The 24,401-nt window shown below is 45.8% G+C and carries 25 protein-coding genes; all 25 read left to right on the forward strand.

All coding sequences use genetic code 11. From position 1 onward, the window contains the following. Positions 1-32 precede the first annotated feature (32 nt). Positions 33-1,460 carry a chromosomal replication initiator protein DnaA gene (gene dnaA, locus A8O14_RS00005; protein WP_068949628.1) on the forward strand — a complete coding sequence of 476 codons (1,428 nt, stop codon included), beginning with the start codon at positions 33-35 and terminating at the stop codon, positions 1,458-1,460. Between the two features lie 264 nt (positions 1,461-1,724). Then, a complete protein-coding gene (gene dnaN, locus A8O14_RS00010; RefSeq protein ID WP_068947653.1) occupies positions 1,725-2,840 on the forward strand; it encodes a DNA polymerase III subunit beta in 1,116 nt (371 codons plus the stop codon). A gap of 11 nt (positions 2,841-2,851) precedes the next feature. Then, positions 2,852-5,350 carry a DNA topoisomerase (ATP-hydrolyzing) subunit B gene (gene gyrB / locus A8O14_RS00015; protein WP_068947654.1) on the forward strand — a complete coding sequence of 833 codons (2,499 nt, stop codon included), beginning with the start codon at positions 2,852-2,854 and terminating at the stop codon, positions 5,348-5,350. 2 nt (positions 5,351-5,352) lie between these two features. Continuing rightward, positions 5,353-5,847, forward strand: coding sequence for an SET domain-containing protein (locus A8O14_RS00020; RefSeq protein ID WP_068947655.1), 495 nt, complete (start codon positions 5,353-5,355; stop codon positions 5,845-5,847). A gap of 14 nt (positions 5,848-5,861) precedes the next feature. Further along, entirely contained in the window at positions 5,862-6,086 is a 225-nt protein-coding gene (locus A8O14_RS00025; RefSeq protein ID WP_068947656.1) for a DUF3717 domain-containing protein, read from the forward strand. A gap of 93 nt (positions 6,087-6,179) precedes the next feature. Next, positions 6,180-6,947, forward strand: coding sequence for an ABC transporter ATP-binding protein (locus A8O14_RS00030; RefSeq protein WP_191904663.1), 768 nt, complete (start codon positions 6,180-6,182; stop codon positions 6,945-6,947). Beyond that, the gene (locus tag A8O14_RS00035) at positions 6,944-7,645 is read left to right on the forward strand and encodes an ABC transporter ATP-binding protein (RefSeq protein WP_068947657.1); all 702 of its coding nucleotides are present in this window, start codon (positions 6,944-6,946) and stop codon (positions 7,643-7,645) included. Before A8O14_RS00030 ends, A8O14_RS00035 begins: the two co-directional genes overlap by 4 nt. Before the next feature lie 22 nt (positions 7,646-7,667). Continuing rightward, complete coding sequence (locus A8O14_RS00040) at positions 7,668-8,891, forward strand: ABC transporter substrate-binding protein (RefSeq protein WP_068947658.1); 1,224 nt, start codon at positions 7,668-7,670, stop codon at positions 8,889-8,891. 17 nt (positions 8,892-8,908) lie between these two features. Further along, the gene (locus A8O14_RS00045) at positions 8,909-9,829 is read left to right on the forward strand and encodes a branched-chain amino acid ABC transporter permease (RefSeq protein WP_068947659.1); all 921 of its coding nucleotides are present in this window, start codon (positions 8,909-8,911) and stop codon (positions 9,827-9,829) included. A gap of 2 nt (positions 9,830-9,831) precedes the next feature. Beyond that, positions 9,832-10,761: a branched-chain amino acid ABC transporter permease gene (locus tag A8O14_RS00050; RefSeq protein ID WP_068947660.1), complete on the forward strand. Its 930-nt coding sequence runs from the start codon at positions 9,832-9,834 to the stop codon at positions 10,759-10,761. Positions 10,762-10,883: 122 nt separating this feature from the next. Next, positions 10,884-11,621 carry a sulfite exporter TauE/SafE family protein gene (locus tag A8O14_RS00055; protein ID WP_068947661.1) on the forward strand — a complete coding sequence of 246 codons (738 nt, stop codon included), beginning with the start codon at positions 10,884-10,886 and terminating at the stop codon, positions 11,619-11,621. A 106-nt stretch (positions 11,622-11,727) separates the two neighbouring features. Continuing rightward, positions 11,728-13,647 carry a tRNA uridine-5-carboxymethylaminomethyl(34) synthesis enzyme MnmG gene (mnmG, locus tag A8O14_RS00060; protein ID WP_068947662.1) on the forward strand — a complete coding sequence of 640 codons (1,920 nt, stop codon included), beginning with the start codon at positions 11,728-11,730 and terminating at the stop codon, positions 13,645-13,647. Further along, positions 13,644-14,312 (forward strand): 16S rRNA (guanine(527)-N(7))-methyltransferase RsmG, encoded by a 669-nt coding sequence (rsmG, locus tag A8O14_RS00065; protein ID WP_068947663.1) that lies wholly within the window; start codon positions 13,644-13,646, stop codon positions 14,310-14,312. Before mnmG ends, rsmG begins: the two co-directional genes overlap by 4 nt. Before the next feature lie 19 nt (positions 14,313-14,331). Further along, positions 14,332-15,102, forward strand: coding sequence for a ParA family protein (locus A8O14_RS00070; protein ID WP_068947664.1), 771 nt, complete (start codon positions 14,332-14,334; stop codon positions 15,100-15,102). A gap of 21 nt (positions 15,103-15,123) precedes the next feature. Next, a complete protein-coding gene (locus A8O14_RS00075; RefSeq protein WP_068947665.1) occupies positions 15,124-16,017 on the forward strand; it encodes a ParB/RepB/Spo0J family partition protein in 894 nt (297 codons plus the stop codon). Continuing rightward, a complete protein-coding gene (locus A8O14_RS00080) occupies positions 16,004-16,528 on the forward strand; it encodes an ATP synthase subunit I (RefSeq protein WP_145915325.1) in 525 nt (174 codons plus the stop codon). Before A8O14_RS00075 ends, A8O14_RS00080 begins: the two co-directional genes overlap by 14 nt. 31 nt (positions 16,529-16,559) lie before the next feature. After that, positions 16,560-17,450: a F0F1 ATP synthase subunit A gene (gene atpB, locus A8O14_RS00085; RefSeq protein ID WP_068947667.1), complete on the forward strand. Its 891-nt coding sequence runs from the start codon at positions 16,560-16,562 to the stop codon at positions 17,448-17,450. A gap of 42 nt (positions 17,451-17,492) precedes the next feature. Next, positions 17,493-17,759 (forward strand): F0F1 ATP synthase subunit C, encoded by a 267-nt coding sequence (gene atpE / locus A8O14_RS00090; protein WP_028818346.1) that lies wholly within the window; start codon positions 17,493-17,495, stop codon positions 17,757-17,759. Between the two features lie 63 nt (positions 17,760-17,822). Continuing rightward, positions 17,823-18,293: a F0F1 ATP synthase subunit B gene (locus A8O14_RS00095; RefSeq protein WP_068947668.1), complete on the forward strand. Its 471-nt coding sequence runs from the start codon at positions 17,823-17,825 to the stop codon at positions 18,291-18,293. 1 nt (position 18,294) lies between these two features. Further along, the gene (locus A8O14_RS00100) at positions 18,295-18,831 is read left to right on the forward strand and encodes a F0F1 ATP synthase subunit delta (RefSeq protein ID WP_068947669.1); all 537 of its coding nucleotides are present in this window, start codon (positions 18,295-18,297) and stop codon (positions 18,829-18,831) included. Positions 18,832-18,876: 45 nt separating this feature from the next. Then, positions 18,877-20,418 (forward strand): F0F1 ATP synthase subunit alpha, encoded by a 1,542-nt coding sequence (gene atpA / locus A8O14_RS00105; protein ID WP_068947670.1) that lies wholly within the window; start codon positions 18,877-18,879, stop codon positions 20,416-20,418. 15 nt (positions 20,419-20,433) lie between these two features. Continuing rightward, positions 20,434-21,303, forward strand: coding sequence for a F0F1 ATP synthase subunit gamma (atpG, locus tag A8O14_RS00110; protein ID WP_068947671.1), 870 nt, complete (start codon positions 20,434-20,436; stop codon positions 21,301-21,303). Between the two features lie 54 nt (positions 21,304-21,357). Further along, positions 21,358-22,758: a F0F1 ATP synthase subunit beta gene (gene atpD / locus A8O14_RS00115; protein ID WP_068947672.1), complete on the forward strand. Its 1,401-nt coding sequence runs from the start codon at positions 21,358-21,360 to the stop codon at positions 22,756-22,758. Between the two features lie 12 nt (positions 22,759-22,770). Beyond that, positions 22,771-23,187 (forward strand): F0F1 ATP synthase subunit epsilon, encoded by a 417-nt coding sequence (locus tag A8O14_RS00120; protein WP_068947673.1) that lies wholly within the window; start codon positions 22,771-22,773, stop codon positions 23,185-23,187. Positions 23,188-23,196: 9 nt separating this feature from the next. Further along, positions 23,197-24,315, forward strand: a complete 1,119-nt coding sequence (gene hemE, locus A8O14_RS00125; protein ID WP_068947674.1) for a uroporphyrinogen decarboxylase — start codon at positions 23,197-23,199, stop codon at positions 24,313-24,315. The last annotated feature ends 86 nt before the right edge of the window (positions 24,316-24,401 follow it).

Here is a 24,401-nt window from a genome sequence, read left to right on the forward strand (position 1 = left end):
TGGGGGATGGCTACAATGGATCCTCCAAAAATATGAGCAACTTACAAAATCCCGCCGCCTTGAATTCAACTAGCCCTTTGGGTTTTTGGGATAGCGCTTTAGGCGCCCTTTCCCGTGAACTGTCGCCCCAGCAATTTAAAACCTGGATACAGCCTTTGACGCTAGTATCTTTTGAGGAGAGTAATCACTCACTAACCTTGGGCGCTCCCAACCGATTTAAGCTGGATTGGATTAAAAAAACATTTGCAGATCGTTTTCACGAGCTTGCATCACAGTATTTTGGTGTTCCTATTAATGTTGGTTTTGTGCTTGCTATAGATGGCACATCAGCGCCCATAACGGGCACAGCCCCAAAAGAGGCTCAGTCTAGCGAACCAGAAATGGCAAATGAGGCTGAGCCTGTTGTTTCAACAGAAGATCAATCCTTTGAGATTGAGGATCACTCAAAACTCAACCCAAACCTTACATTTGAAACCTTTGTTACTGGCAAGGCCAATCAACTTGCTAGGGCAGCCTCTATTCAGGTTGCCCACAACCCAGGAACCTCTTACAACCCCATGTTTTTGTATGGCGGCGTTGGTTTGGGCAAAACCCATTTAATCCACGCTATTGGTAACCATCTGTTAAAAGAAAAGCCCAACGCTCGGATTCGATATATACATGCCGAACAATATGTATCCGATGTGGTTAGGGCTTATCAACAAAAGGCATTCGATCGCTTTAAGCGCTACTACCACTCCTTAGATCTCCTACTAATTGACGATATTCAGTTTTTTAGTGGCAAATCTAGAACCCAAGAAGAGTTTTTTTATGCTTTTGAGGCTTTACTGAGCAACAAGTCTCAAGTCATTATTACTAGCGATACCTACCCCAAAGAAATGGCTGGGATCGATGATCGTTTAATTTCCCGGTTTGACTCTGGACTCACGGTAGCAATTGAGCCCCCTGAGTTGGAGATGCGGGTGGCTATTTTGATGAAAAAAGCCGCAAGCGAAGGAATACCAATGAGCGAAGATGTTGCTTTCTTTGTGGCTAAACACCTACGCTCAAATGTTCGAGAATTAGAGGGGGCTTTACGGAAGATTTTGGCTTTTGTCCGCTTTCATGGCCGTGATGTGACGATTGAGGTAGCTCGAACAGCTCTAAAAGATTTGCTTTCCATCCAGAATCGCCAAATATCGGTTGAAAACATCCAAAAGGCAGTTGCTGATTTCTACAGTATTAAGGTTGCCGACATGTACTCTAAGAAGCGGCCCGCCAATATTGCTAGACCACGCCAAATTGCTATGTTTATGGCCAAGGAGTTGACGCAAAAAAGCCTCCCTGAGATTGGTGAGTTGTTTGGCGGTAGAGACCACACAACTGTGTTGCATGCTGTTAGAAAGATTGCTGACGAGCGTGCGCATGATAGTCAACTGAACCACGAAATTCACGTTATTGAGCAAACCTTAAAAGCTTAGGTTTTTGCCTGTGGATAAGGTTGTGGGTAACACTGGGGATAAGTTTGGGGATTAAGTGTGGATAAATTGTGGAAAGTCTGCGCTTCATGCAAAAATAGGGTGTTACACAAAGGTTATCCAGTTTTTATGCAGGGCTTATACATAAGTTCTCCACAGGTTTTTAGACGTTTAATGTGTTGTTTTGTTTGAGGTTTTTGAGTTATCCACGGAAAAACGAAGCCTTATTACTATTACTACTAAGATATATACAAGGATTTAAAAGCAATGCAACTTGTTAACACCTCGCGCGATAATTTATTGAAACCACTACAGGTGGTAAGTGGGATTGTTGAGCGTCGACACACACTGCCAATTTTGGCCAACCTTTTGTTTAAAAAGGTTGGTGAAAAAGTATCTTTTGTTTCTACCGATATTGAGATTCAAATTACTACCAATGCGAACTTTGGTGTTGGTAGCGAGGATGTCACAACTACAGTTGCAGCGAGGAAGCTGCTTGATATTCTGAGAGCTTTACCTGAGGGGCCAGTCTCTTTAAATCTTAAAGATAACAAGATGGTTGTTCAGAGTGGTAAAAGCCGTTTCTCTTTGCAAACTTTATCTGCTACAGAGTTCCCAGTAATGCAGGGCGTTGGTGAGGTTACTGCAGCTTGGAAGATGTCTCAAAAAAGTTTCCGCCAGCTGATTAGTCAGGTTCACTTTTCAATGGCTCAACAAGACATTCGTTATTATTTAAATGGAATGTTGCTTGTTGTTGAGGGTAAAGAGGTGGTTGCGGTTGCAACAGATGGCCATCGTTTGGCGTTTTCACAAGTAGAGCTTACCGAGCCACCATCTGGTTCAGGTCAGAGACAAGAAATCATTATTCCCCGTAAAACCATCCTTGAGTGCCAACATTTACTTGAAGACTCAGATGAACCGATAGAAATTAGTTTGACTGCAAATCAAGTGAAATTTGCTTTTGGTGATATTGAGCTCATTTCTAAATTGGTTGAAGGTAAGTTCCCAGACTTCCAAAGAGTTATTCCAAAAGGACATAAAAACTCCCTAACGGTTGGTCGTGACGTTTTGCAAGCAGCACTACAACGCGCCGCAATTTTGACTACCGATAAGTTCAAGGGTGTACGTTTTTCGCTGTCTCCAAATCGCATTACCGTTCAATCAACCAACGCCGAGCAAGAAGAGGCGCAGGAAGAGATTGAGACCGAATACGGCGGAGATGCGGTTGAGATTGGTTTTAATGTGAGCTATTTGTTAGACGTTCTTGCCAACCTAAAAAATGAAAAAATTCAAATCAGCTTGGGTGATGCAAACAGTAGCGCTGTTATTACATTACCAGGCTCAGAAAGCTTTAAGTATGTTGTAATGCCAATGCGCATTTAATTTAGAAAAAAATGACTGAAGAAAAAAAAGTGGTTGAGCAGTACGGTGCCGCATCGATTCAAATCTTAGAAGGTCTTGAGGCTGTTCGTAAACGTCCTGGTATGTACATTGGAGATACCTCTGATGGTACGGGTCTTCATCATCTTGTATTTGAAGTTTTAGATAACTCTATTGATGAAGCATTAGCAGGCTATTGCTCTGAAATTACCGTTGTTATTCAAACAGACAACTCCATTTCTATTGTTGATAACGGGCGCGGTGTTCCAACCGGCATTAAGTACGACGACAAACATGAGCCAAAAAGAAGTGCGGCTGAAATAGTGATGACCGAGTTACATGCCGGAGGCAAGTTTGATCAAAACAGCTACAAAGTGTCTGGTGGTTTGCATGGTGTAGGTGTTAGTTGTGTAAATGCGCTTTCAAAATGGCTAAAACTAACCATTCGTCGCGACGGTAAAGCACACTACATGGAGTTTGCGCGCGGCGTTATACAAAACCGCAACATTCAAGAGGAGAATGGCGTTGCTATTTCCCCCATCACCGTAACCGGCGACACAGAACTCTCTGGTACAGAGGTTCACTTTTTAGCTGACGAAGAGATTTTTGGAAATGTAGAATTCCATTACGAGATTCTTGTAAAACGTATCCGCGAACTCTCGTTCTTAAATAACGGCGTACACATTAAGTTAATTGACCAACGCACTGGTCAAGAAGAAGACTTTGCTTTCTCTGGCGGCGTTAAGGGATTCGTTGAATACATAAACCAAACGAAAAATGTTTTACACCCAAATATTTTTTATGCTGAAGGGGTTCGTCCATCAGACTTAGGTGGACAAATTACTGCTGAAGTATCAATGCAATGGAATGATAGTTTTAGTGAACAAGTGCTTTGCTTTACAAACAACATTCCTCAGCGCGATGGTGGCACCCATTTAACGGGATTACGCGCCGCGATGACGCGCGTTATTAATAAGTATATTGATGAAAACGAAGTTGCCAAGAAAGCCAAAGTAGAGATTTCTGGTGACGACATGCGCGAAGGCCTTGCGTGCGTTTTGTCAGTAAAAGTACCTGAGCCAAAATTCTCCAGCCAAACAAAAGATAAGCTGGTTTCTAGCGAAGTACGTGGCCCCGTAGAAGAGATTGTTGCCGAAGCACTATCCGCTTATCTTCAGGAGCGCCCGGCAGATGCAAAAATCCTTTGTGGAAAAATCGTCGACGCTGCACGCGCTCGAGAGGCTGCACGAAAAGCTCGTGATATGACAAGGCGTAAGGGTGCTTTGGACGGCTTGGGCTTACCTGGTAAGTTAGCAGACTGTCAAGAAAAAGATCCAGCCAAATCTGAATTGTTTATTGTCGAGGGCGACTCCGCAGGCGGCTCTGCAAAACAGGGACGCGACAGACGCTTTCAAGCAATTCTTCCTTTAAAGGGAAAAATTCTCAATGTTGAGAAAGCGCGCTTCGACAAGATGCTGGCCAGTCAAGAGGTGGTGACACTCATTACGGTTTTGGGTACTGGCATTGGCATTGAAGAATACAAGGCCGACAAACTACGTTATCACCGCATCATTATTATGACCGACGCGGACGTAGACGGAAGCCATATTCGCACCCTCTTGCTAACCTTCTTCTATAGACAGATGCCGGAGTTGATTGAGCGTGGCCATATTTACATTGCTCAACCGCCGCTTTACAAGGTGAAGTTTGGTAAGAGCGAGCAATATATTAAGGACGACGCTGAACTTAACCAGCTTTTGTTAAAGATTGCGCTTGAAACCGCCTCTTTACAGACACCAAACGGTGAATTGATTGAGGGTGAGTCTTTAAATGAGTTGGCAAAACACTATCAAGTGATTCAATCTATTGTTGATCGCCTGTCTCGCACAATTGATGAAGATGCGTTGCGTGCAATTGCCTCTGGAACCCAATTAAATTTAGATACAGAAAAATCTGCCAACGAATCCGCCGATCGCTTAAGGCTGGCTCTCGCCGACTCTTTAAATCCATTGGCACTACCACCAGAAATCATTGTGCAAAAGGAAGACCGTACGGAGCGATTCCGTTTGTTGTTGTCGCGTCGAATCCACGGTAATCTTAAGTTATCAACCATTAACTCTGATTTCGTTCATGGCGACGATTATCAGAGTCTTGCTAATGCCGCAGCCGTTTTGTCTGGCAAAGTCTTGTCTGGCACAAAGGTTCGGCGAGGTGATCCAGATAAAAACCAAAAAGAGCAAACCATTAATGACTTTAGGGGCGCATTCTCCTGGTTGTTGTCCGAAGCCGAGCGTGTATTGAGTCGTCAGCGTTACAAGGGTCTTGGTGAGATGAATCCATCGCAGCTTTGGGAAACCACAATGGATGCCGGTTCGCGCACCTTATTGCAGGTAAAAATTGAAGATGCAATTGCTGCAGACCAAGTCTTCACAACGCTAATGGGTGATGAGGTTGAGCCCCGTCGCGCGTTTATTGAAAAGAATGCACTTATTGCTCGTAACCTAGACGTATAAACATGGCATCCAAAAAACTCAAACCACCAAAGGTGGACAGATCTTCTATTGTTGTTAAGTCTTCGCCAATTCATGGCAAGGGCGTGTTTGTTGCTAAGCCAATTAAAAAAGGGCAAGCCATTATTGAATACAAGGGTGAGCGAATTAGCTGGAAGCTTGCACAGAAGCGTCACCCACACGACCCCAAAGATCCAAACCATACTTTTTATTTTTCTTTGGATGATGGTCGCGTTATTGATGCCAAATACGGCGGTAATGCTGCTCGCTGGATTAATCATTCCTGTAAGCCAATCTGTGAAACCCGCGAAGATACTTTTGGTGGCAAACCTCGCGTCTTTATTTATGCCAAGCGCAATCTCAAGGTTGGCGAAGAGTTGTTCTATGACTACTCTTTGGACATTGAGGGCCGCATTACCAAGCAAATGAAAAAAGATTACGAGTGTCGTTGTGGTGCCAAGAAGTGCCGCGGCACGATGCTTGCGCTTCAGGATAAGTAAACCAAACACTTCTAATGCTGTACGTCACAATTCAAGAACTTGAGGCCGCCATTAACTATTGGCGCAATCAATCTCCAGCTGAAGGCGACGAGTTGCGTTTGTGTGCCGAGGCCTCGGCGCTTGCAAAACCTTATGCCTTAATGATTGTTCAAGGGTCACAACGAATACCCATGGATGTTTTGGACGATCTTGCTAAAACAGCCATTCAAAAATTTATTAAAGCCTCACAAAATCCTTAGGCTATAAACACCCTCAATTTAGGGTTATCGCTATATATAAGGCAGGCATCTTGAGTTATCCTCAATGTCTTGCCCCAAGAGGGGGTAGAGGGTATGAGCTTGCAAGAAAAAATCTTAAAAACAATTGGACTCGGAAAGTCTTTTAAAGGATTTTCGGCGGTAAGTGACGTTAACTTAGACGTCACCAGAGGAACCATTCACGCTTTAATTGGCCCTAATGGCGCTGGCAAAACAACTTGCTTTAATTTACTAACAAAATTTTTGGAGCCCAGTAGCGGCCAAATTCTGTTTAATGGGATTGATATCACCAAAGAGGCTCCAGCTCAAATTGCGAGACGCGGCGTTATTCGCTCATTTCAAATTTCCGCAGTTTTCCCGCACTTAACGGTGTTGGAGAATGTTCGTGTTGCACTGCAGCGAGGATTGGGCACGGAGTTTCATTTTTGGAAGTCCGGTGACTCCTTAAATGTCCTCAATGATCGTGCATTAGCGCTTTTGCACGAAGTGGGGTTGGAAAGTTTTGCCAACGAAGACACAATGAATCTCGCCTATGGCCGAAAAAGGGCCCTTGAAATCGCCACTACATTAGCGATGGAGCCAGAGTTGATGCTCTTGGATGAGCCCACCCAGGGCATGGGCCATGAGGATGTGGAGCGCGTTACGGAGTTAATTGATCGTGTAGCCAAGGGCCGCACGATTCTCATGGTTGAACACAATATGAAGGTGGTTTCTTCAATTGCAGACCGTATTACCGTATTGCAGCGTGGTTCCGTATTGGCCGAGGGCTCATATACCGAAGTCTCAAACAACCCCTTGGTTGTTGAGGCTTATATGGGTAGTCATGGGGGAGATGCACTATGACCATGGCGCTTGAAGTAAAGAATTTAGAGTCCTGGTATGGTGAGTCACACATTTTGCATGGCGTGAATTTTGCTGTCCGTGATGGTGAGGTGGTTACCTTATTGGGTAGAAACGGCGCGGGTCGTAGCACCATCCTGAAAACGATTTTAGGCTTGACCAGCAAAAGAACTGGTTCGATAGAAATATATGCAACTGAAACTATTGCAATGCCTACATACAGAATTGCTCGCCTCGGCGTAGGTTTTTGCCCAGAAGAGCGCGGCATTTTTGCAAGCTTAAGTACAGAAGAAAATTTATTGCTTTTGCCAGAGATTGCATCGGGCGGCATGGGTTTGGACGAAATCTACGAGATGTTTCCAAACCTATACGAAAGACGCAACAGTCCGGGTACACGCTTATCTGGTGGTGAGCAGCAAATGTTGGCCATGGCGCGCATCTTGAGAACAGGCGCAAAACTGTTGCTATTGGATGAAATTACCGAAGGTTTGGCACCAGTCATTGTGCAAAAGCTGGGTGAGGTTGTTACAAGCCTACGTAACAAGGGTTTCACGATCGTATTGGTTGAACAGAATTTCCGCTTTGCTGCACCACTGGCAGATCGGCATTATGTGGTTGAGCACGGTAACGTAGTTGAAGTGGTGCAACAAAGTGAGCTTGCTGAAAAAGCGGCTCTATTAAATGAGTATCTTGGTGTTTAGTGGTTTTCTATAGGAGATAGGAATGAAGTTAAAGCAAATAACCGCATCACTGGTTGCCGCGACGATGTTTGCGTCAAACCCAGTTTTTGCACAAGCAGGATCCAAGGTAAGTGGTGATGTAGTCAAGATCGGAGTGTTAACTGATTTGTCTTCCACCTATTCTGATTTGGCTGGTCCGGGCGCAGTGATTGCTGCAAAAATGGCAATTGCTGATTTTTCTAAAGACGGGACCGTCATTGGCAAAAAGATTGAGCTTGTAAGCGCTGATCATCAGAACAAAGCTGATATTGCCGCCAATAAAGCGCGCGAATGGTATGACAAAGACGGCGTTGATGTAATTGTCGAGTTAGTTTCTACCAACGTTGCGCTGGCCGTAATGGAAGTTGCTGAGCAAAAGAACAAAATCACTTTGGTTTCTGGGGCTGGATCTTTACCAATTACCAATGAAAAATGTACTGCCAACAACGTGCATTGGGCATATGACACTTATGCCCTATCAAATGGTACGGGTAAGGCGGTTGTAAAGCAGGGCAAAAAGAATTGGTACTTCATTACCGCTGACTATGCTTTTGGCGCAGCACTTGAAAAAGATGCAACAGCAGTTGTTACCGCTAATGGCGGTAAGGTATTGGGTACTAGCAAGCACCCATTCCCCAACAGTGACTTCTCTTCATATCTTTTGAAGGCACAAGCTAGCGGTGCAGACGTAGTTGCTTTGGCTAACGCCGGTCAAGATACCATCAACACGGTAAAGCAAGCTTCTGAGTTTGGTATCAACAAAAAACAAACCGTTGTTCCTTTGTTGATGTTTATCTCTGACGTGCACTCCTTAGGCTTGCCTGCTGCACAGGGTATGTACCTTACAGAAGGTTTTTATTGGGACAAGGATGACAAGACTCGTGCATTCTCCAAACGCTTTATCTTGCAACACAAACGCATGCCAACCATGGTTCAAGCCGGCGTTTACTCATCCGTTCTTGCTTATTTGAATGCGGTTCAAAAGGCTGGCACAGACGATACACAAGCTGTAATGAAGGCGCTTAAATCGACCAACATTGATGACGGTCTCTTTAAAGGCAAGATTCGTGCCGACGGTAAGTTTGAACATGATATGTATTTGCTTGAGGTGAAGAAGCCTGCGGACTCTAAGAGCCCATGGGATTACTACTATGTTCGCGCGACGATCCCTGCCGCCGAAGCTACTTTGCCGCTTTCACAATCGAAGTGCAAATTAGTTAACAAGTAAGTAAATAGAAATCAAGAATGTTTGAACTTCTCGGAATTACCCCTCAAGGGCTGGTGGCCCAGCTCTTGGTGGGGCTTATTAATGGCTCGTTCTATGCCATATTGAGCTTGGGATTGGCCATTATTTTTGGCCTTCTCAACATCATTAATTTTGCCCATGGTGCCCAGTACACCATGGGTGCTTTTATTGCGTGGATTGGTTTAACTCAGATTAGTCAATGGCTGGGCTTTCCAGACCTAACAATTAATTATTGGTTTGCATTAATTGTTGTACCGCTAGTACTGGCGGGCTTCGGTTTAATTCTGGAGCGCACAATGCTACGACGCCTTTATCACCTAGACCATTTGTATGGCCTACTGCTCACCTTTGGTTTGGCATTAATTATTGAGGGCATGTTCCGTCATTGGTATGGCATCTCCGGTGAGAGCTATCCAGCCCCAGAGTTGCTTCAAGGCGCTATCCCACTGGAGTCCATTGGAATCATCCTTCCTAAATACCGTTTATGGGTGGTGGTAATTTCTTTGGCCGTTTGTTTCTCCACCTGGTATGTGATTGAGCGAACCAAATTGGGCGCGTATTTGCGCGCAGGAACCGAAAATCCAAAATTACTCCAAGCATTTGGAATCAATGTTCCGTTGATGATTTCTTTGGCTTACGCCTATGGCGTTGGCTTGGCTGGTTTTGCCGGTGTATTGGCCGCACCAATTTTCCAAGTAAATCCGTTGATGGGCTCAAACCTCATCATCGTAGTTTTTGCTGTGGTGGTTATTGGCGGCATGGGCTCTATCATGGGCGCGATTTTGACTGGCTTAGCCTTGGGCTTAATCGAGGGCCTTACTAAAGTCTTTTACCCAGAGGCGTCAGGGGTTGTGATTTTTGTGATCATGGCAATTGTTCTATTGCTTCGTCCTGCTGGACTTTTTGGGCGGGAAAAATAATCATGAATTCAAAAACAAAGCTGCTTTACGGTGTCTTGGTTTTAATCGCCCTATTATTGCCGTTCCAGGATTTTATTTATTTAGTGTTTGCAATGAAGGTGCTGTGTTTCGCCCTTTTTGCTTGCGCATTCAATCTGCTTTTGGGTTTTACTGGCTTGTTGTCTTTTGGACATGCAGCGTTCTTTGGAACCGCGGCGTACATAACCGCATACTTTTGCAAAGAAGCTGGCCTCTCCCCTGAGCTAGGAATTTTGTTTGGTGTTGCGGGCTCCGGCGTGCTCGGCTTTTTGATAGGCTCCTTGGCGATTCGTCGTCAGGGCATTTACTTTGCGATGGTTACTTTAGCGCTCTCGCAAATGGTGTATTTCTTGGCAGTTCAGCTTCCCTACACGGGAGGCGAGGACGGCATTCAAGGTGTTCCTCGTGGTATGTTGTTTGGTCTGATTGATCTAAAAGATGATGTTGCCATGTACTATTTTGTCTTGGCCGTTTTCTTATTTGGGTTCGCTCTTATCATGCGCGCTGTGAACTCCCCTTTTGGGCAGGTCTTGAAAGCCATTCGTGAAAACGAGCCCCGTGCGATTTCTTTGGGCTATGACGTCGATCGATTTAAGCTCATGTCTTTTGTAATTTCTGCTGCTCTATCTGGTTTGGCAGGATCAATGAAGTCCTTGGTATTCCAGCTAGCAACCTTGACTGATGTTCATTGGCACATGTCTGGTGAAGTTGTATTGATGACTTTGCTTGGCGGCATGGGAACAATTCTTGGTCCAGTAGTTGGCGCTGGTATCGTCGTTGGTTTGCAAAACTATCTTGCGAACATTGGCTCATGGAGCACTATTGCAACAGGATTTATTTTTGTAATTTGTGTTTTAGCATTCCGTCGCGGGGTTGTTGGTGAAATCGCTGCGCACTTTAAAAACAAAAACTAGTTTTTGTTTTCCTTTTATTATTTGATTTTAGTACGGCGCCAATTTTTAATTGCGCCGTACTCATTTAAATAAAAGAGACTCTCATCGAATTTTCAATATATATCTGGCCACTGCTTTTGGCGATGGCTTTTTTTGCCGGCCTAGTTGATGCTGTTGCTGGCGGCGGCGGCCTGATACAGGTGCCTGCATTGTTTGCCGCCTATCCTGAAGCGCCTCCCGCAACCCTGCTTTCAACCAATAAAGTATCGGCGGTTGGCGGAACTTTAAATGCCGCACGCAGATATCTGCGCCATGTCTCTCTTCCATGGGCTATTGTCGGCCCTGCAATTGTTGCTGGTTTTATTGGCTCTCTAATGGGTGCAAATGCAGTCAGCAATTTTCCAGCTGAGCCCTTGCGGAAAGCCTTACCTTTTGTTTTGTTATTCCTATTGCTATATACCTGGTTTCAGCCCTCACTTGGAGAGGTCCATGCTCCCAAAGCGGTTGGTCGTCATCAACAATTTAAGGGAATTGTTCTCGGCTTAACAATAGGCTTTTACGATGGCTTCTTTGGGCCTGGCACTGGCAGTTTTTTATTGTTTGGTTTTGTGCGCTTTTTTGGCTTTGATTTTTTGCACGCCTCTGCTGCAACGAAGTTGGTGAATGTTGCTACGAATTTAGCGGCAATCCTGATGTTGGCAAGTCTTGGCCAAATTAATTGGTCCCTAGGTTTTGCCATGATGGTGGCCAATATTGCGGGGAGTCAATTCGGTAGCCGCTTGGCGATTAAGCATGGCAGTACTTTTGTAAGAAAAGCTTTCTTGGTTATTGTGACTACGCTGATTCTGAAGTCCGCATGGAACGCGTATTTCATCAATTAAATCAATTACTTATAAAAAAATAGTTAGCTTTTCTAAGAATTTCTTAAGTTTTGTTTCACGTGAAACAAACAAAATGCTATGATCATCGCCCTATCTAAGGCAAATCATGCGTTATTCCAAAAGTTTCGATGTCATTGTTGTCGGTGGCGGCCACGCTGGGACTGAGGCTGCCCTCGCATCGGCACGCATGGGTTGTGACACTCTATTAATTACTCATAGCATTGAAAATTTAGGGGCAATGAGTTGCAACCCCTCAATTGGTGGCATTGGTAAAGGCCACTTGGTTAAAGAGATTGATGCCATGGGTGGCGCCATGGCAGCTGCGACTGATGAGGCGGGAATCCAGTTCCGAATTCTGAACTCAAGCAAAGGACCTGCGGTCCGTGCGACTCGCGCCCAAGGGGATCGTGTCTTATATAAGGCAGCAATTCGTCGTCGTCTAGAAAACCAGCCTAATTTGAGCCTTTTTCAGGCTGCTGTAGATGACCTTTTGGTTAAGGGCGATGATGTTTATGGGGTAGTCACCCAAATGGGCCTGAAGTTTATGGCCAAAAAAGTAGTTCTGACTGCAGGAACCTTTTTGGACGGCAAAATACATGTTGGCTTAAATAACTATGCTGGTGGTCGTGCAGGTGATCCTGCCGCTATATCCCTTTCTGCCCGCTTAAAAGAATTAAAACTTCCCCAGGGAAGACTAAAGACGGGAACTCCCCCGCGCATTGATGGCAGAACAATTGATTTTTCAGTCATGCTCGAACAGCCTGGGGATCTAGACCCAGTGCCGGTATTTTCATATCTGGGGCGCCCAGAGCAACACCCAAAGCAGGTCCCTTGCTGGATTTCTCATACAAATGAAAAGACGCACGACATTATTCGTGGTGGTTTAGATCGCTCTCCTATGTATACGGGCGTAATTGAAGGTGTTGGCCCCCGCTACTGCCCTTCCATTGAAGACAAAATACACCGCTTCGCCTCTAGAAATAGTCACCAAATCTTTTTGGAACCGGAGGGCTTAACGACTAACGAGTTTTATCCCAACGGGATTTCAACTAGTCTGCCCTTCGATGTTCAATGGGACTTAGTCCGTAGCATCCGCGGCTTAGAGTCCGCCGTAATTGTGCGTCCTGGCTATGCCATTGAATATGATTTCTTTGACCCACGCCAGCTTCGCCATAGCCTAGAGACTAAGGTTATCGGCGGACTATATTTTGCTGGCCAAATTAATGGCACAACCGGATACGAAGAGGCCGCTGCTCAGGGCATGTTGGCCGGTATTAATGCTGGATTAGCGGCCCAAGGTAAAGAGCCATGGATGCCAAAGCGCAGCGAATCTTATATAGGCGTCTTGGTTGATGACCTCATTACTAGAGGCGTCCAAGAGCCCTATCGCATGTTTACTAGTCGTGCAGAATACCGCTTAAGCTTGCGTGAAGATAATGCTGATATGCGCTTAACAGGCATTGGGCGCGAGCTTGGTTTGGTTGACAACCATCGCTGGGAAGTTTTTTGCAGAAAACAAGAGGCTGTTTCACGTGAAACAGCCCGCCTGGAAGAGATCTGGATTGGCCCAAAGCATGAGGCTGCGCCATTGGTTTCTCAATTACTAGGACAGGATTTGTCGCATGAATGCAATTTAACCGAGCTATTAAGGCGTCCCGGAGTTACTTACGAAGCAATTACTTCCTTGGGTAAGGGTTTGTGGTCACCGGGTATTTTGGACGAAGATCTTGGTTTAGCGGCGCAAATTAGCGATCAAGTAGAGATTTCAGTGAAATACCAAGGCTATATTGATCGCCAGGCTGTAGAAATTGCCCGTCAAGAACATAACGAGAGCTTTCCGCTCCCAGAGTCTCTTGACTACACTCAGGTTCTTGGTTTGTCTAAAGAGGTTCAGCAAAAACTCAATCTACATAAACCTGCAACTTTGGGCCAGGCCGGCAGGATTTCTGGGGTAACTCCAGCAGCGCTTTCCCTGCTCTTAGTGCATCTCAAAAAAGGTTTGGGGCGCACCCAAGAGCCAGCATGACCGAAGCCCTGCTTTCTATGGGAATTGAAGAGCTTGGACTTAATTTAAGCGAAGCCAATATTGCCGGCCTTGAGCTTTTTTTGCAGGAAATGGGTCGCTGGAATCAGGTCCACAACCTTACTGCAATCGAGGGCGAAAAAGAGTCCATTCGCCTACATCTGATTGATTCCATTGCGGTTTTGCCAGTTTTGAGAGAGTTTTTAAAAGCCCAAAATCCAGCGATAGCTGATCTGGGTTCGGGCGGCGGTCTCCCGGCAATTCCGATTGCTATTGTCCAGCCAGAATGGCGCTTAACCTTGATTGAGGCTATCCGCAAGAAAACGGCTTTTTTGCAGCATGTGCGAGGCAAGTTGAAGCTGAAAAACATTGAAGTGCTTAGCGAACGAGTCGAAAATGTTGCGCTGCAGCAAACTGGCCAATTTGATGCTGTTATTTCACGAGCGTTTACGAATTTAGCGCGATTTTTGGAGTTATCACTTCCATTGCTAAAGCCCGGTGGGCTGGTATTCGCAATGAAATCAAAGCGCGCAGATGAAGAAATGAAAGATGTCTGCAAAGACGACTGGCGTTTATTGGCAGACGAGGCCTTATTTATACCCAACCTATCGGTGGAGAGACGCCTTTTAGTCCTGACCCCCGTGAGAAAATCGTTAGTTACCCCTTAAGTAAATTAAAAAAGTAGCCATGGCAAAAATATTCTGTATCGCAAATCAAAAAGGCGGTGTAGGCAAGACCACCACAGCGGTGAACTTGGCTGCAGGCTTGGCAGGCCTTCGTCAACGTGTTTTGCTAGTAGACCTTGATCCTCAAGGCAACGCCACCATGGGGTCGGGAATTGAAAAGGCGGACTTAAATACTAGCGTCTACCAAGTGTTGATTGGCCTTGCTTCTGCAAAAGATTGTGCACAGCGTTGCGAGAGCTCTGCTTACGATGTGCTGCCAGCAAATCGCGATTTGGCTGGCGCAGAAATTGAGTTGGTGGATATTGATGCGCGTGAATCTCGTTTGAAAGATGCGCTTGCAGAAGTCGCTGATGATTACGATTTTATTTTGATCGATTGCCCTCCTGCTCTGTCACTGTTAACGCTTAATGGTTTGTGTGCGGCCAATGGTGTAATCGTGCCAATGCAGTGCGAGTACTTTGCATTGGAGGGTCTCTCGGATCTCGTGAATACCATCAAGCAAGTGCACGCAAATTTAAATCCAGATCTTGTCATCATTGGTTTGTTGCGCGTGATGTTTGATGCACGCATGACATTGCAACAACAAGTATCAGACCAACTGCTTGAGCACTTCGGCGACAAAGTATTTAAGACCATTATTCCGCGCAACGTACGCCTTGCAGAGGCCCCATCATACGGGCTTCCTGGTGTGGCTTTCGATAAATCATCACGTGGTGCAAAAGCCTATTTAGAGTTTGGTGCAGAGATGGTTGAGCGTATCAAACAAATGTAATTTTTTGGAAGAATAAAGAACATGGTTGCAATTAAGAAAAAAGGTTTAGGTAGAGGGTTGGAAGCGCTACTCGGTGAGAAAGCTCAACAAGCAAATTCAAGCGCAGAAATAAATCGTTTGCCATTAACAGCATTGCAGGCGGGCAAATATCAACCGAGACAAAAAATGGAAGCGGGCGCTCTGCAGGAATTGGCGGAGAGCATTCGCGAGCAGGGAGTAATGCAGCCATTGTTGGTGAGACTGGTTGCGCCTGGTAAGTACGAAATTATTGCTGGCGAAAGACGCTTTCGTGCAGCCACTATTGCCGGCCTGAAAGAGGTACCGGTTTTAGTTTCTAGCGCTGATGATCAGGCCGCTGCGGCTATGGCTTTGGTTGAAAATATGCAGCGCGAGGATTTAAATCCTCTGGAAGAGTCTCAAGGTCTGGCTAGATTGATTGAAGAGTTTGGCTTTACTCATGAGCAAGCTGCAAAAGCGGTAGGAAAATCCCGCAGCGCCATTACTAATTTATTGCGCTTAGCGCAGCTGGCAAAGCCTGTACAGGCAATGCTTTTAGCTGGTGATATCGATATGGGCCATGCTCGTGCCTTATTACCTTTACCTGGTGCTAGCCAGGTTGCTTTGGCCCAAAGAATTGCCGCTCAAGGCCTTTCTGTGCGTGAGGCAGAAAAAATGTCAGCAGCATTGGCTATCGCTGGTGGTCATATTGGGGACAAAAAGTCGAAAACCCAGGCAGGCACTAGTGCGCCAAGCCGCGACCCCGATATGCGCCGCCTTTCTCAGGAAATCGCCGATTTGATTGGTTTAAATGTGGAATTTAAGTTCAAAGGCAAAGGTGGCGAGATCCGAATTGGCTTTAGCCAGTTTGACGAGCTAGATTCCTTATTAAAAAAGTTGGGTATTGCTGCCGATTAACACCCCTTGTGGAATGAATTTTGTGAACAAACAGCAGCAGATAAGTACTCGTGAGTGGGATGAAATCGAGGAAGACACCTTTAAATCTCTCACCAAAGAGGAAATGGATGCATTGCGTAAAGCAAAGCCACGCAATTTTGCTTCCATCAATTCATGGTGGATTGTTTTAAGTCAGGTGGTGCTTACCCTAGCAATTGCAGGCGCTTGCTTCGTTTTTTCAAGTCAGGACGACAAAAGCGTTTATACTTATTCGGCTTTAGTAGGCGGTTTGATTGGATTTTTGCCTTCCGCGTTGTTTTTAATGCGCATAGAGGCGGCGAAAAAAAGTGTCAAATCCAGCCCCGGCGGCTTTTTGGCGGCAGTGGTTTCTGGCGAATTTATCAAAATCCTAGCAACTATTGTTTTGTTCATAGGCTTTGCCCTAAAGCAGCCTGATTTGAAATGGATCCCGTTGCTTGTTACTTATTTGGCTACCCTCAAATGTTATCTGTTGGGGTGGTTTTGGAAGTAGCAAGAAGCAAATAAACAAGGACAAGTAAGAGATGTCTAGCGAAGTTAACGCAGCAGCAGAAGTAGGCCACCACGCGGCCACCGAAGCGCTTACACCGACCGCTTATATTGCAGAGCATCTGCAAAACCTCAACAATATTGGGGGGCCACAGGCATCCATTATTGACTTCAGCGTTATTCACTTTGACACCATGTTTTGGACCACCTTGATGGGTTTGATAACGGTCCTTTTGTTGGTGATAGCTGCTCGTAGAGCTTCCCCTGGCGTACCCGGCCGCTTTCAGTGCTTGGTTGAAATGCTGGTTGAAATGGTTGAGACCCAATCAAAGGGAATTGTTCACGGCGACAGATCTTATATTGCGCCTTTGGCACTATTCGTTTTTTGCTGGATCATTCTTTTAAATACACTTGATTTAGTTCCAGTAGATTGGATCGTTGGCGTAAACCACTTCATCGAGGGTTATGGCGTGCATGTGCCACACCATAAAATTGTTCCAACTACTGATTTGAACGCCACCCTAGGCATGTCTTTCTCAGTGCTGTTATTGGTCTTCTTCTACAGCTTTAAGGTAAAAGGCTTTGGCGGCTTTATGCATGAGCTAGTCTCAGCCCCTTTCGGTGCAAAGTGGTATCTAGCCCCATTTAATTTAATCCTCAACATCATTGAGTATGTTGCTAAAGGCGTTTCTTTGGGAATGCGACTTTTTGGAAACATGTATGCGGGCGAATTGATCTTTTTGTTGATCGCCCTCTTAGGAAGCATGTGGACCTTTAATTTAGATTTGTACATGCTTGGCTTTGTGGGCAATGTGCTCGCTGGCTCTGCTTGGGCAATCTTCCACATCTTGGTCATTTTGTTGCAAGCTTTTATTTTCATGATGTTGACTTTGGTTTACATAGGCCAAGCTCATAGTCACCATTAACTTTTTTATTTTTAACCTCACCTTCAATACTTAGGAGTAAACATGCAAGCATTCTTAGCCAACATTCAAGGACTAACCGCTATCGGTATTGGCCTCATCATCGGCCTTGGCGCATTAGGAGCCTGTTTGGGCATTGGCCTTATGGGTGGTAAGTTCATTGAGGGCGCTGCCCGTCAACCAGAGCTCATCAACGAATTGCAAACCAAAATGTTCCTTTTGGCTGGTTTGATCGACGCTGCGTTTTTGATCGGCGTTGGTGTTGCAATGTTGTTTGCTTTCGCAAACCCACTGCTCGCAGTTATTAAGTAATTGTTTTGGCGTGGATGACCACCGGGTCATCCAACCGTACTCAACAATACTGAAAGGAATATCGTGAATCTGAACGCGACCCTATTCGCGCAAATGATCGTCTTCTTCGTCTTATGGTGGGTTGTTGCACGCTTTGTGTGGCCACCGCTGGTTAAGGCGCTAGATGAGCGTTCAACCAAAATTGCTGATGGTTTGGCTGCTGCCGAGCGTGGAAAAGAAGAATTGGCACTCGCTAACAATGCTGCTGAATTAGAGCTCTCAAAAGCTCGCCAAGAAGGCGTCCTGAGGGTAGCTGAGGCAGAAAAGCGCGCACAAATGTCAGCTGATGAAATCCGTGCTAACGCACAAGCTGAAGCAACGCGCATTATTTCTCAAGCTAAAGAAGATGCAGACCAACAGGTTACTCGTGCTCGTGAAGTTTTGCGTGCTGAAGTTGCTGTATTAGCCGTCAAAGGCGCCGAGCAAATTTTGCGTCGGGAAGTTGACGCTAAGGCTCACGGCGCATTGCTTGATCAACTTAAGGCAGAGCTTTGATATGGCTGAGTTAGCCACGATTGCTCGCCCTTATGCTGAGGCGCTTTTTCAAAGCGCTAAGCCTGCCGAACTTGCTTCAATATTGGAGCAACTAAATGAGTTGGCTCAGCTTGCTGCGCTACCTGAAGTTGCTGGTTTATCCAACAACCCCAAAGTTTCTGCAGATGACTTGACCAAGCTTTTATCTGGCATGGTGAAGACAAAGTTAGATGGAAAAGTAGCGAGCTTTTTAAGTCTTGTGAATCAAAGCCATCGCTTAGCAGCCATCCCTGAAATTGCTCATCAATTTGAAGCAATGAAGAATAAGAGCGAAGGCGCAGCAGAAGTAAACATTACCAGCGCATTCCCTTTAGAGGGTTCTGCGTTAAATGATTTGTTGTCAAGTTTGAAGAAGCGCTTTGGGGGTAAAGAATTGCGCCCAACTATTCAAGTTGACCCAACATTGATTGGCGGAGTTCGCATTCAAGTTGGCGACGAAGTAATGGATAGTTCTGTGAAAGCACAGTTAGCTCAAATGCAAGTAAGTCTTGGCGCATAAGTTATCCCTATTAAGAACATACGAAATAAGACCCAGGAGTAAGTAATGCAACTCAACCCTTCCGAGATCAGCGAACTGATCAAAAGCCGAATTAGCGAATTGGGCGTTGACTCCCAAGTTCGCAACGAAGGCACTGTTATTTCAGTGACCGACGGTATTTGCCGCGTACACGGTTTGTCTGGTGTGATGCAGGGCGAAATGTTGGAATTCCCAAACAACACTATCGGCCTCGCTTTGAACCTTGAGCGTGATTCTGTTGGTGCTGTGGTGTTGGGTGAATACACCCACATTAAAGAAGGCGACTCAGTGAAATGTACGGGCCGCATTTTGGAAGTTCCAGTTGGGCCAGAATTGCTTGGTCGCGTAGTAAACGCGCTCGGCCAGCCAATTGATGGCAAAGGCCCAATCAATACCAAGTTAACTGACTTTATTGAAAAAGTTGCTCCTGGCGTTATCGCACGTCAATCTGTTAGCCAGCCAGTTCAAACTGGTTTGAAGGCGATTGATGCGATGGTTCCAATTGGCCGTGGTCAGCGTGAGTTGATCATTGGCGACCGCCAAACTGGTAAGACAGCAGTTGCGGTTGACGCGATCATTAACCAAAAAGGTAAGGGCGTTTATTGCGTTTACGTTGCGATTGGTCAAAAAGCTTCCACTATTGCTAACGTTGTTCGCAAGCTCACAGAATTGGGCGCGATGGAGTATACCGTTGTTGTTGCAGCGAGTGCTTCTGAGTCTGCAGCGATGCAGTACCTCTCTGCCTACGCAGGTTGCACCATGGGTGAATACTTCCGTGATCGTGGCGAAGATGCATTGATTGTTTACGATGACTTGACCAAGCAAGCGGTTGCTTATCGCCAAATTTCCTTGTTGCTCCGCCGCCCACCAGGCCGCGAAGCTTATCCTGGCGACGTGTTCTACCTCCACTCACGTTTGCTCGAGCGCGCTGCTCGTGTAAATGCCGAGTATGTTGAGAAGTTCACTAATGGTGCAGTAAAAGGTAAGACAGGCTCATTGACAGCATTGCCAATTATTGAAACTCAAGCTGGTGACGTTTCTGCATTCGTTCCAACCAACGTGATTTCGATTACTGACGGTCAGATCTTCTTGGAAACAGACTTGTTTAACGCTGGTGTACGCCCTGCGATTAACGCCGGTATTTCTGTATCCCGTGTTGGTGGTGCAGCACAAACTAAGGTCATCAAGAAACTGTCTGGCGGTATTCGTACCGACTTGGCGCAATATCGTGAATTGGCAGCGTTTGCTCAGTTCGCATCTGATCTTGACGAAGCAACCCGTAAACAGCTCGAGCGCGGTCGTCGCGTTACCGAATTATGTAAGCAAGCTCAATACAAGCCGCTCCAAGTTTGGGAAATGGCTGCCTCACTCTATGCAGTTAATAATGGCTTCTTCGACGACCTCGAAGTGAAGAACGTATTGGCATTCGAAAAAGGCTTGCAAGATCATTTGAAATCTAAATATGCAGACTTAGTTGGACGCATTGAAGATACTAAAGATTTGAGCAAAGAAGACGAAGCCGCTTTGCGTGCTGCGATTGAGGACTACAAGCGTTCAGCAGCCTTCTAAGGACGCATAGAGATCATGGCCGGCACAAAAGAGATACGATCAAAGATCAAGAGCGTGCAAAACACGCGCAAGATCACGAAGGCAATGGAGATGGTCGCCGCATCCAAGATGCGTCGCGCCCAGGAGCGCATGCGTAATGCGCGACCATACGCTGAAAAAATTCGTGAAATTGTTGCCAATCTTTCTAAAGCAAATCCTGAGTATCGCCCTGCTTACATGGCGACTCGTGAAGTGAAGAAGGTTGGCACGATCTTGGTTACTACAGACAAGGGCTTGTGCGGCGGTTTAAATACCAACGTACTGCGTTTGGTCGCTAACCAAGTGCGCGAATTGCAAGAAAACAATGTTGAGATTGCGTATACCGCAATTGGTTCAAAAGGTTTGCAATTTTTGAATCGCTCAAAAGCAAAACTCATTTCTCAAACTATCCAAATTGGTGACACACCACATTTAGATGTGTTGATTGGTGCGATTACTGCCCAATTAGAAGCGTTTGAAAAAGGCGAGATTGATGCTGTTTATTTGGCATACACCCGCTTTGTAAATGCAATGAAACAAGAGCCTGTTTTGGAAAAGCTTTTGCCTTTGGAGCCAGCTGCTTTGACTCCAGAAGACAAATCAGGCCCATCTTGGGATTACATTTACGAGCCTGATGCTGAATCCATTTTGAATGGCTTATTAAAGCGTTACGTTGAGGCAATGATTTATCAGGCGGTTGCTGAAAACATGGCTTCCGAGCAATCTGCACGCATGGTCTCAATGAAAGCTGCGTCAGACAATGCTAAGAATGTGATCGGCGAATTGCAATTGGATTACAACAAAACACGACAAGCTGCTATTACCAAAGAGTTGTCTGAAATTGTTGGTGGAGCGGCTGCGGTTTAAGCGGTCAGCATTTAGGAATACGAAAGAATTCAAGAATTAAAAGCGGAGAAAGCGATGAGTAACGGAAATATCGTGCAATGTATCGGTCCAGTGGTGGACATTCAGTTCCCACGCGACAAAATGCCAAACATTTATGATGCGTTGACATTAGTTGAAAGTAACGAAAAATCATTTGCTGAAAAAGGTTTGACCTTTGAAGTTCAGCAACAAATCGGTGATGGCGTAGTTCGCGCTATTGCTATGGGTGCGAGCGATGGCTTGCGTCGTGGCATGGAAGTGAAATCTACCGGTAAGCCTATTTCTGTGCCAGTTGGCCCGGCAACACTTGGCCGCATTATGGACGTTTTGGGCCGCCCAATTGATGATGCTGGCCCGATTGCCACTGAAGAGCGTCGCGCTATTCACCAACCAGCTCCAAAGTTTGATGAACTCTCCCCATCCGTTGACTTGTTAGAAACAGGCATTAAGGTTATCGACCTAGTTTGCCCGTTCGCTAAAGGCGGTAAGGTTGGCTTGTTCGGTGGCGCGGGTGTTGGTAAGACCGTGAACATGATGGAATTGATTAACAACATTGCTAAGCAACACTCAGGTTTGTCAGTGTTTGCAGGTGTTGGTGAGCGTACTCGTGAAGGTAATGACTTCTATCACGAGATGAAAGAATCTAACGTTATCGACAAAGTGGCGATGGTGTTTGGTCAGATGAACGAGCCTCCTGGCAACCGTTTGCGCGTTGCATTGACTGGTTTGACAATGGCGGAAGCGTTCCGTGACGAAGGTCGTGACATTTTGTTCTTCGTTGATAACATCTACCGTTATACATTGGCTGGTACTGAAGTTTCTGCGTTGCTCGGTCGTATGCCTTCTGCCGTAGGTTACCAACCTACCTTGGCTGAAGAGATGGGTAAATTGCAAGAGCGTATTACCTCTACTAAGACTGGTTCTGTTACATCTATTCAGGCCGTTTACGTTCCTGCCGATGACTTGACCGATCCGTCACCAGCGACAACCTTCTTGCACTTAGATTCCACTGTTGTGTTGTCACGTGACATCGCTGCATTGGGTATTTATCCAGCAGTTGATCCATTGGATTCAACCAGCCGTCAGCTCGACCCACAAGTGGTTGGCCAAGAGCATTATGAAGTGGCACGCGATGTACAGATGACATTGCAACGTTACAAAGAATTGCGCGACATTATTGCGATTTTGGGTATGGATGAATTGTCACCAGAAGACAAATTGGCTGTATCACGTGCTCGTAAGATTCAACGTTTCTTGTCACAGCCTTTCCACGTTGCTGAAGTGTTTACTGGTTCACCAGGCAAATACGTTCCATTGAAAGAAACTATCCGTGGTTTCAAAATGATCTGCAGCGGCGAATTGGATCACTTGCCAGAGCAAGCGTTCTACATGGTGGGTTCAATTGATGAAGCCATCGAGAAAGCCAAGAAGCTTTAATCTAGGGAAATTATGTCAACCATACGCGTCGATGTAGTAAGTGCTGAGCGATCCATTTTCAGTGGAGAGGCTAAATTTGTAGCCCTTCCTGGTGAAAGCGGCGAGCTCGGCATCTTGCGCGGCCACACTCCTTTGATTACACGCATTCGTCCGGGCTCAGTTCGTATTGAAAAGGCTGATGGTGATGAAGAGTTTGTTTTCGTTGCGGGTGGCTATTTAGAGGTTCAGCCAGATCACGTAACTGTATTAGCCGATACTGCTATTCGCGGCCATGATCTTGATGAAGCAAAAGCGATTGAAGCCAAGAAGCGTGCTGAAGAGGCTATGCAAAATCGTGGCACTGACTTTGATTTGGCCTTAGCCCAATCTGAGTTTGCAATGGCAGCGGCTCAGCTAGCCGCTATTGCACGTTTCCGTCGTAAAAAGTAATAGCCGGTCATCTCCTTGTTGTTAAATGATCGGTTTTTGAAGGCCTGCCTGGGCGAAGCGGTTGATCAAACACCGCTTTGGCTCATGCGACAAGCTGGACGTTATCTCCCAGAGTACAACGCTACTCGTGCCAGAGCCGGAAGTTTTCTCGGGCTCGCAAAAAATCCCGCATACGCTACTGAAGTAACTCTTCAGCCTTTGGATCGCTATCCATTGGATGCCGCAATTTTATTCTCTGATATTTTGACGATTCCCGATGCCATGGGATTGGGCTTGAAATTTACTGCTGGCGAGGGCCCAAGCTTTGATCACCCTCTTCGTACCGAAGATGCGGTCAAGAAATTACGGATCGCCGATATGAGCGAGCTGAAGTATGTATTTGAGGCGGTATCAGAAATTCGTAAGGCGCTAATACAAGATGGCAAGCAACGCATTCCATTGATTGGTTTCTCTGGAAGCCCATGGACATTAGCTTGTTACATGATTGATGGCTCTAGTTCGGATGATTTTCGTCATGCTAAAACCATGATGTTTAGTCGCCCAGACTTGTTGCAACATATTTTGGATATCAATGCCCAATCAGTTGCTGCGTATTTAACTGAACAAGTAAAAGCCGGCGCTCAAGCGCTGATGATTTTTGATACTTGGGGTGGCATGCTGCCAGACGGTTGGTATCAAAAGATGTCTTTGGCCTCTATGCAAAAAGTCATTGGCTTGTTACCAAGAGAGCACGAAGGCAGAAAAATTCCGGTGATCATGTTCACCAAGGGCGGCGCTATTTGGCTAAACGATATGGCTCAAGTAGGTGCTGATGTCATTGCAATGGATTGGACGATGTCGCTCAGTCGCGCACGCAAACAATTGCTTGCATTAAATAAGCCGCTGGCATTGCAAGGCAATTTAGATCCGCTGATTCTCTTTTCGGGCCCTGCAGAGATTGCAAAGCAAACAAGTATGGTTTTGGACGACCTTGCCAGTGCGCCGGCCTTAAAATCAGGCCTGCATCCTTTGGATGGCCACGTATTTAACCTGGGGCATGGAATTTCTCAATTCACGCCCCCAGAAAGCGTCACCGCTCTGGCCGAAACGGTCATTAACCACTCTAAGGCTCTTAGATCAAAGCAATAAAACTGAGTGATTGCTAGCTTGCATTTGAAAACCCTGGCAAAAGTTATGCACAGTTTTGGTTAAAAATGAAAATTCAGTGAGATTCC

It is taken from the genome of Polynucleobacter wuianus (assembly GCF_001659725.1).
Lineage (GTDB): Bacteria > Pseudomonadota > Gammaproteobacteria > Burkholderiales > Burkholderiaceae > Polynucleobacter > Polynucleobacter wuianus.

What these genes read in the sequence shown, in the direction of transcription:
- A8O14_RS00070 (WP_068947664.1), top strand. Translation starts at nt 14,332, where the DNA reads ATGGCAAAAATATTCTGTATCGCAAATCAAAAAGGCGGTGTAGGCAAG.
- A8O14_RS00045 (WP_068947659.1), top strand. Translation starts at nt 8,909, where the DNA reads ATGTTTGAACTTCTCGGAATTACCCCTCAAGGGCTGGTGGCCCAGCTC.
- A8O14_RS00050 (WP_068947660.1), top strand. Translation starts at nt 9,832, where the DNA reads ATGAATTCAAAAACAAAGCTGCTTTACGGTGTCTTGGTTTTAATCGCC.
- atpA (WP_068947670.1), top strand. Translation starts at nt 18,877, where the DNA reads ATGCAACTCAACCCTTCCGAGATCAGCGAACTGATCAAAAGCCGAATT.
- A8O14_RS00030 (WP_191904663.1), top strand. Translation starts at nt 6,180, where the DNA reads ATGAGCTTGCAAGAAAAAATCTTAAAAACAATTGGACTCGGAAAGTCT.
- A8O14_RS00025 (WP_068947656.1), top strand. Translation starts at nt 5,862, where the DNA reads ATGCTGTACGTCACAATTCAAGAACTTGAGGCCGCCATTAACTATTGG.
- mnmG (WP_068947662.1), top strand. Translation starts at nt 11,728, where the DNA reads ATGCGTTATTCCAAAAGTTTCGATGTCATTGTTGTCGGTGGCGGCCAC.
- A8O14_RS00055 (WP_068947661.1), top strand. Translation starts at nt 10,884, where the DNA reads ATGGCTTTTTTTGCCGGCCTAGTTGATGCTGTTGCTGGCGGCGGCGGC.
- A8O14_RS00100 (WP_068947669.1), top strand. Translation starts at nt 18,295, where the DNA reads ATGGCTGAGTTAGCCACGATTGCTCGCCCTTATGCTGAGGCGCTTTTT.
- A8O14_RS00035 (WP_068947657.1), top strand. Translation starts at nt 6,944, where the DNA reads ATGACCATGGCGCTTGAAGTAAAGAATTTAGAGTCCTGGTATGGTGAG.
- A8O14_RS00075 (WP_068947665.1), top strand. Translation starts at nt 15,124, where the DNA reads ATGGTTGCAATTAAGAAAAAAGGTTTAGGTAGAGGGTTGGAAGCGCTA.
- atpG (WP_068947671.1), top strand. Translation starts at nt 20,434, where the DNA reads ATGGCCGGCACAAAAGAGATACGATCAAAGATCAAGAGCGTGCAAAAC.
- dnaA (WP_068949628.1), top strand. Translation starts at nt 33, where the DNA reads ATGAGCAACTTACAAAATCCCGCCGCCTTGAATTCAACTAGCCCTTTG.
- A8O14_RS00040 (WP_068947658.1), top strand. Translation starts at nt 7,668, where the DNA reads ATGAAGTTAAAGCAAATAACCGCATCACTGGTTGCCGCGACGATGTTT.
- A8O14_RS00120 (WP_068947673.1), top strand. Translation starts at nt 22,771, where the DNA reads ATGTCAACCATACGCGTCGATGTAGTAAGTGCTGAGCGATCCATTTTC.
- rsmG (WP_068947663.1), top strand. Translation starts at nt 13,644, where the DNA reads ATGACCGAAGCCCTGCTTTCTATGGGAATTGAAGAGCTTGGACTTAAT.
- atpD (WP_068947672.1), top strand. Translation starts at nt 21,358, where the DNA reads ATGAGTAACGGAAATATCGTGCAATGTATCGGTCCAGTGGTGGACATT.
- atpB (WP_068947667.1), top strand. Translation starts at nt 16,560, where the DNA reads ATGTCTAGCGAAGTTAACGCAGCAGCAGAAGTAGGCCACCACGCGGCC.
- gyrB (WP_068947654.1), top strand. Translation starts at nt 2,852, where the DNA reads ATGACTGAAGAAAAAAAAGTGGTTGAGCAGTACGGTGCCGCATCGATT.
- A8O14_RS00020 (WP_068947655.1), top strand. Translation starts at nt 5,353, where the DNA reads ATGGCATCCAAAAAACTCAAACCACCAAAGGTGGACAGATCTTCTATT.
- dnaN (WP_068947653.1), top strand. Translation starts at nt 1,725, where the DNA reads ATGCAACTTGTTAACACCTCGCGCGATAATTTATTGAAACCACTACAG.
- atpE (WP_028818346.1), top strand. Translation starts at nt 17,493, where the DNA reads ATGCAAGCATTCTTAGCCAACATTCAAGGACTAACCGCTATCGGTATT.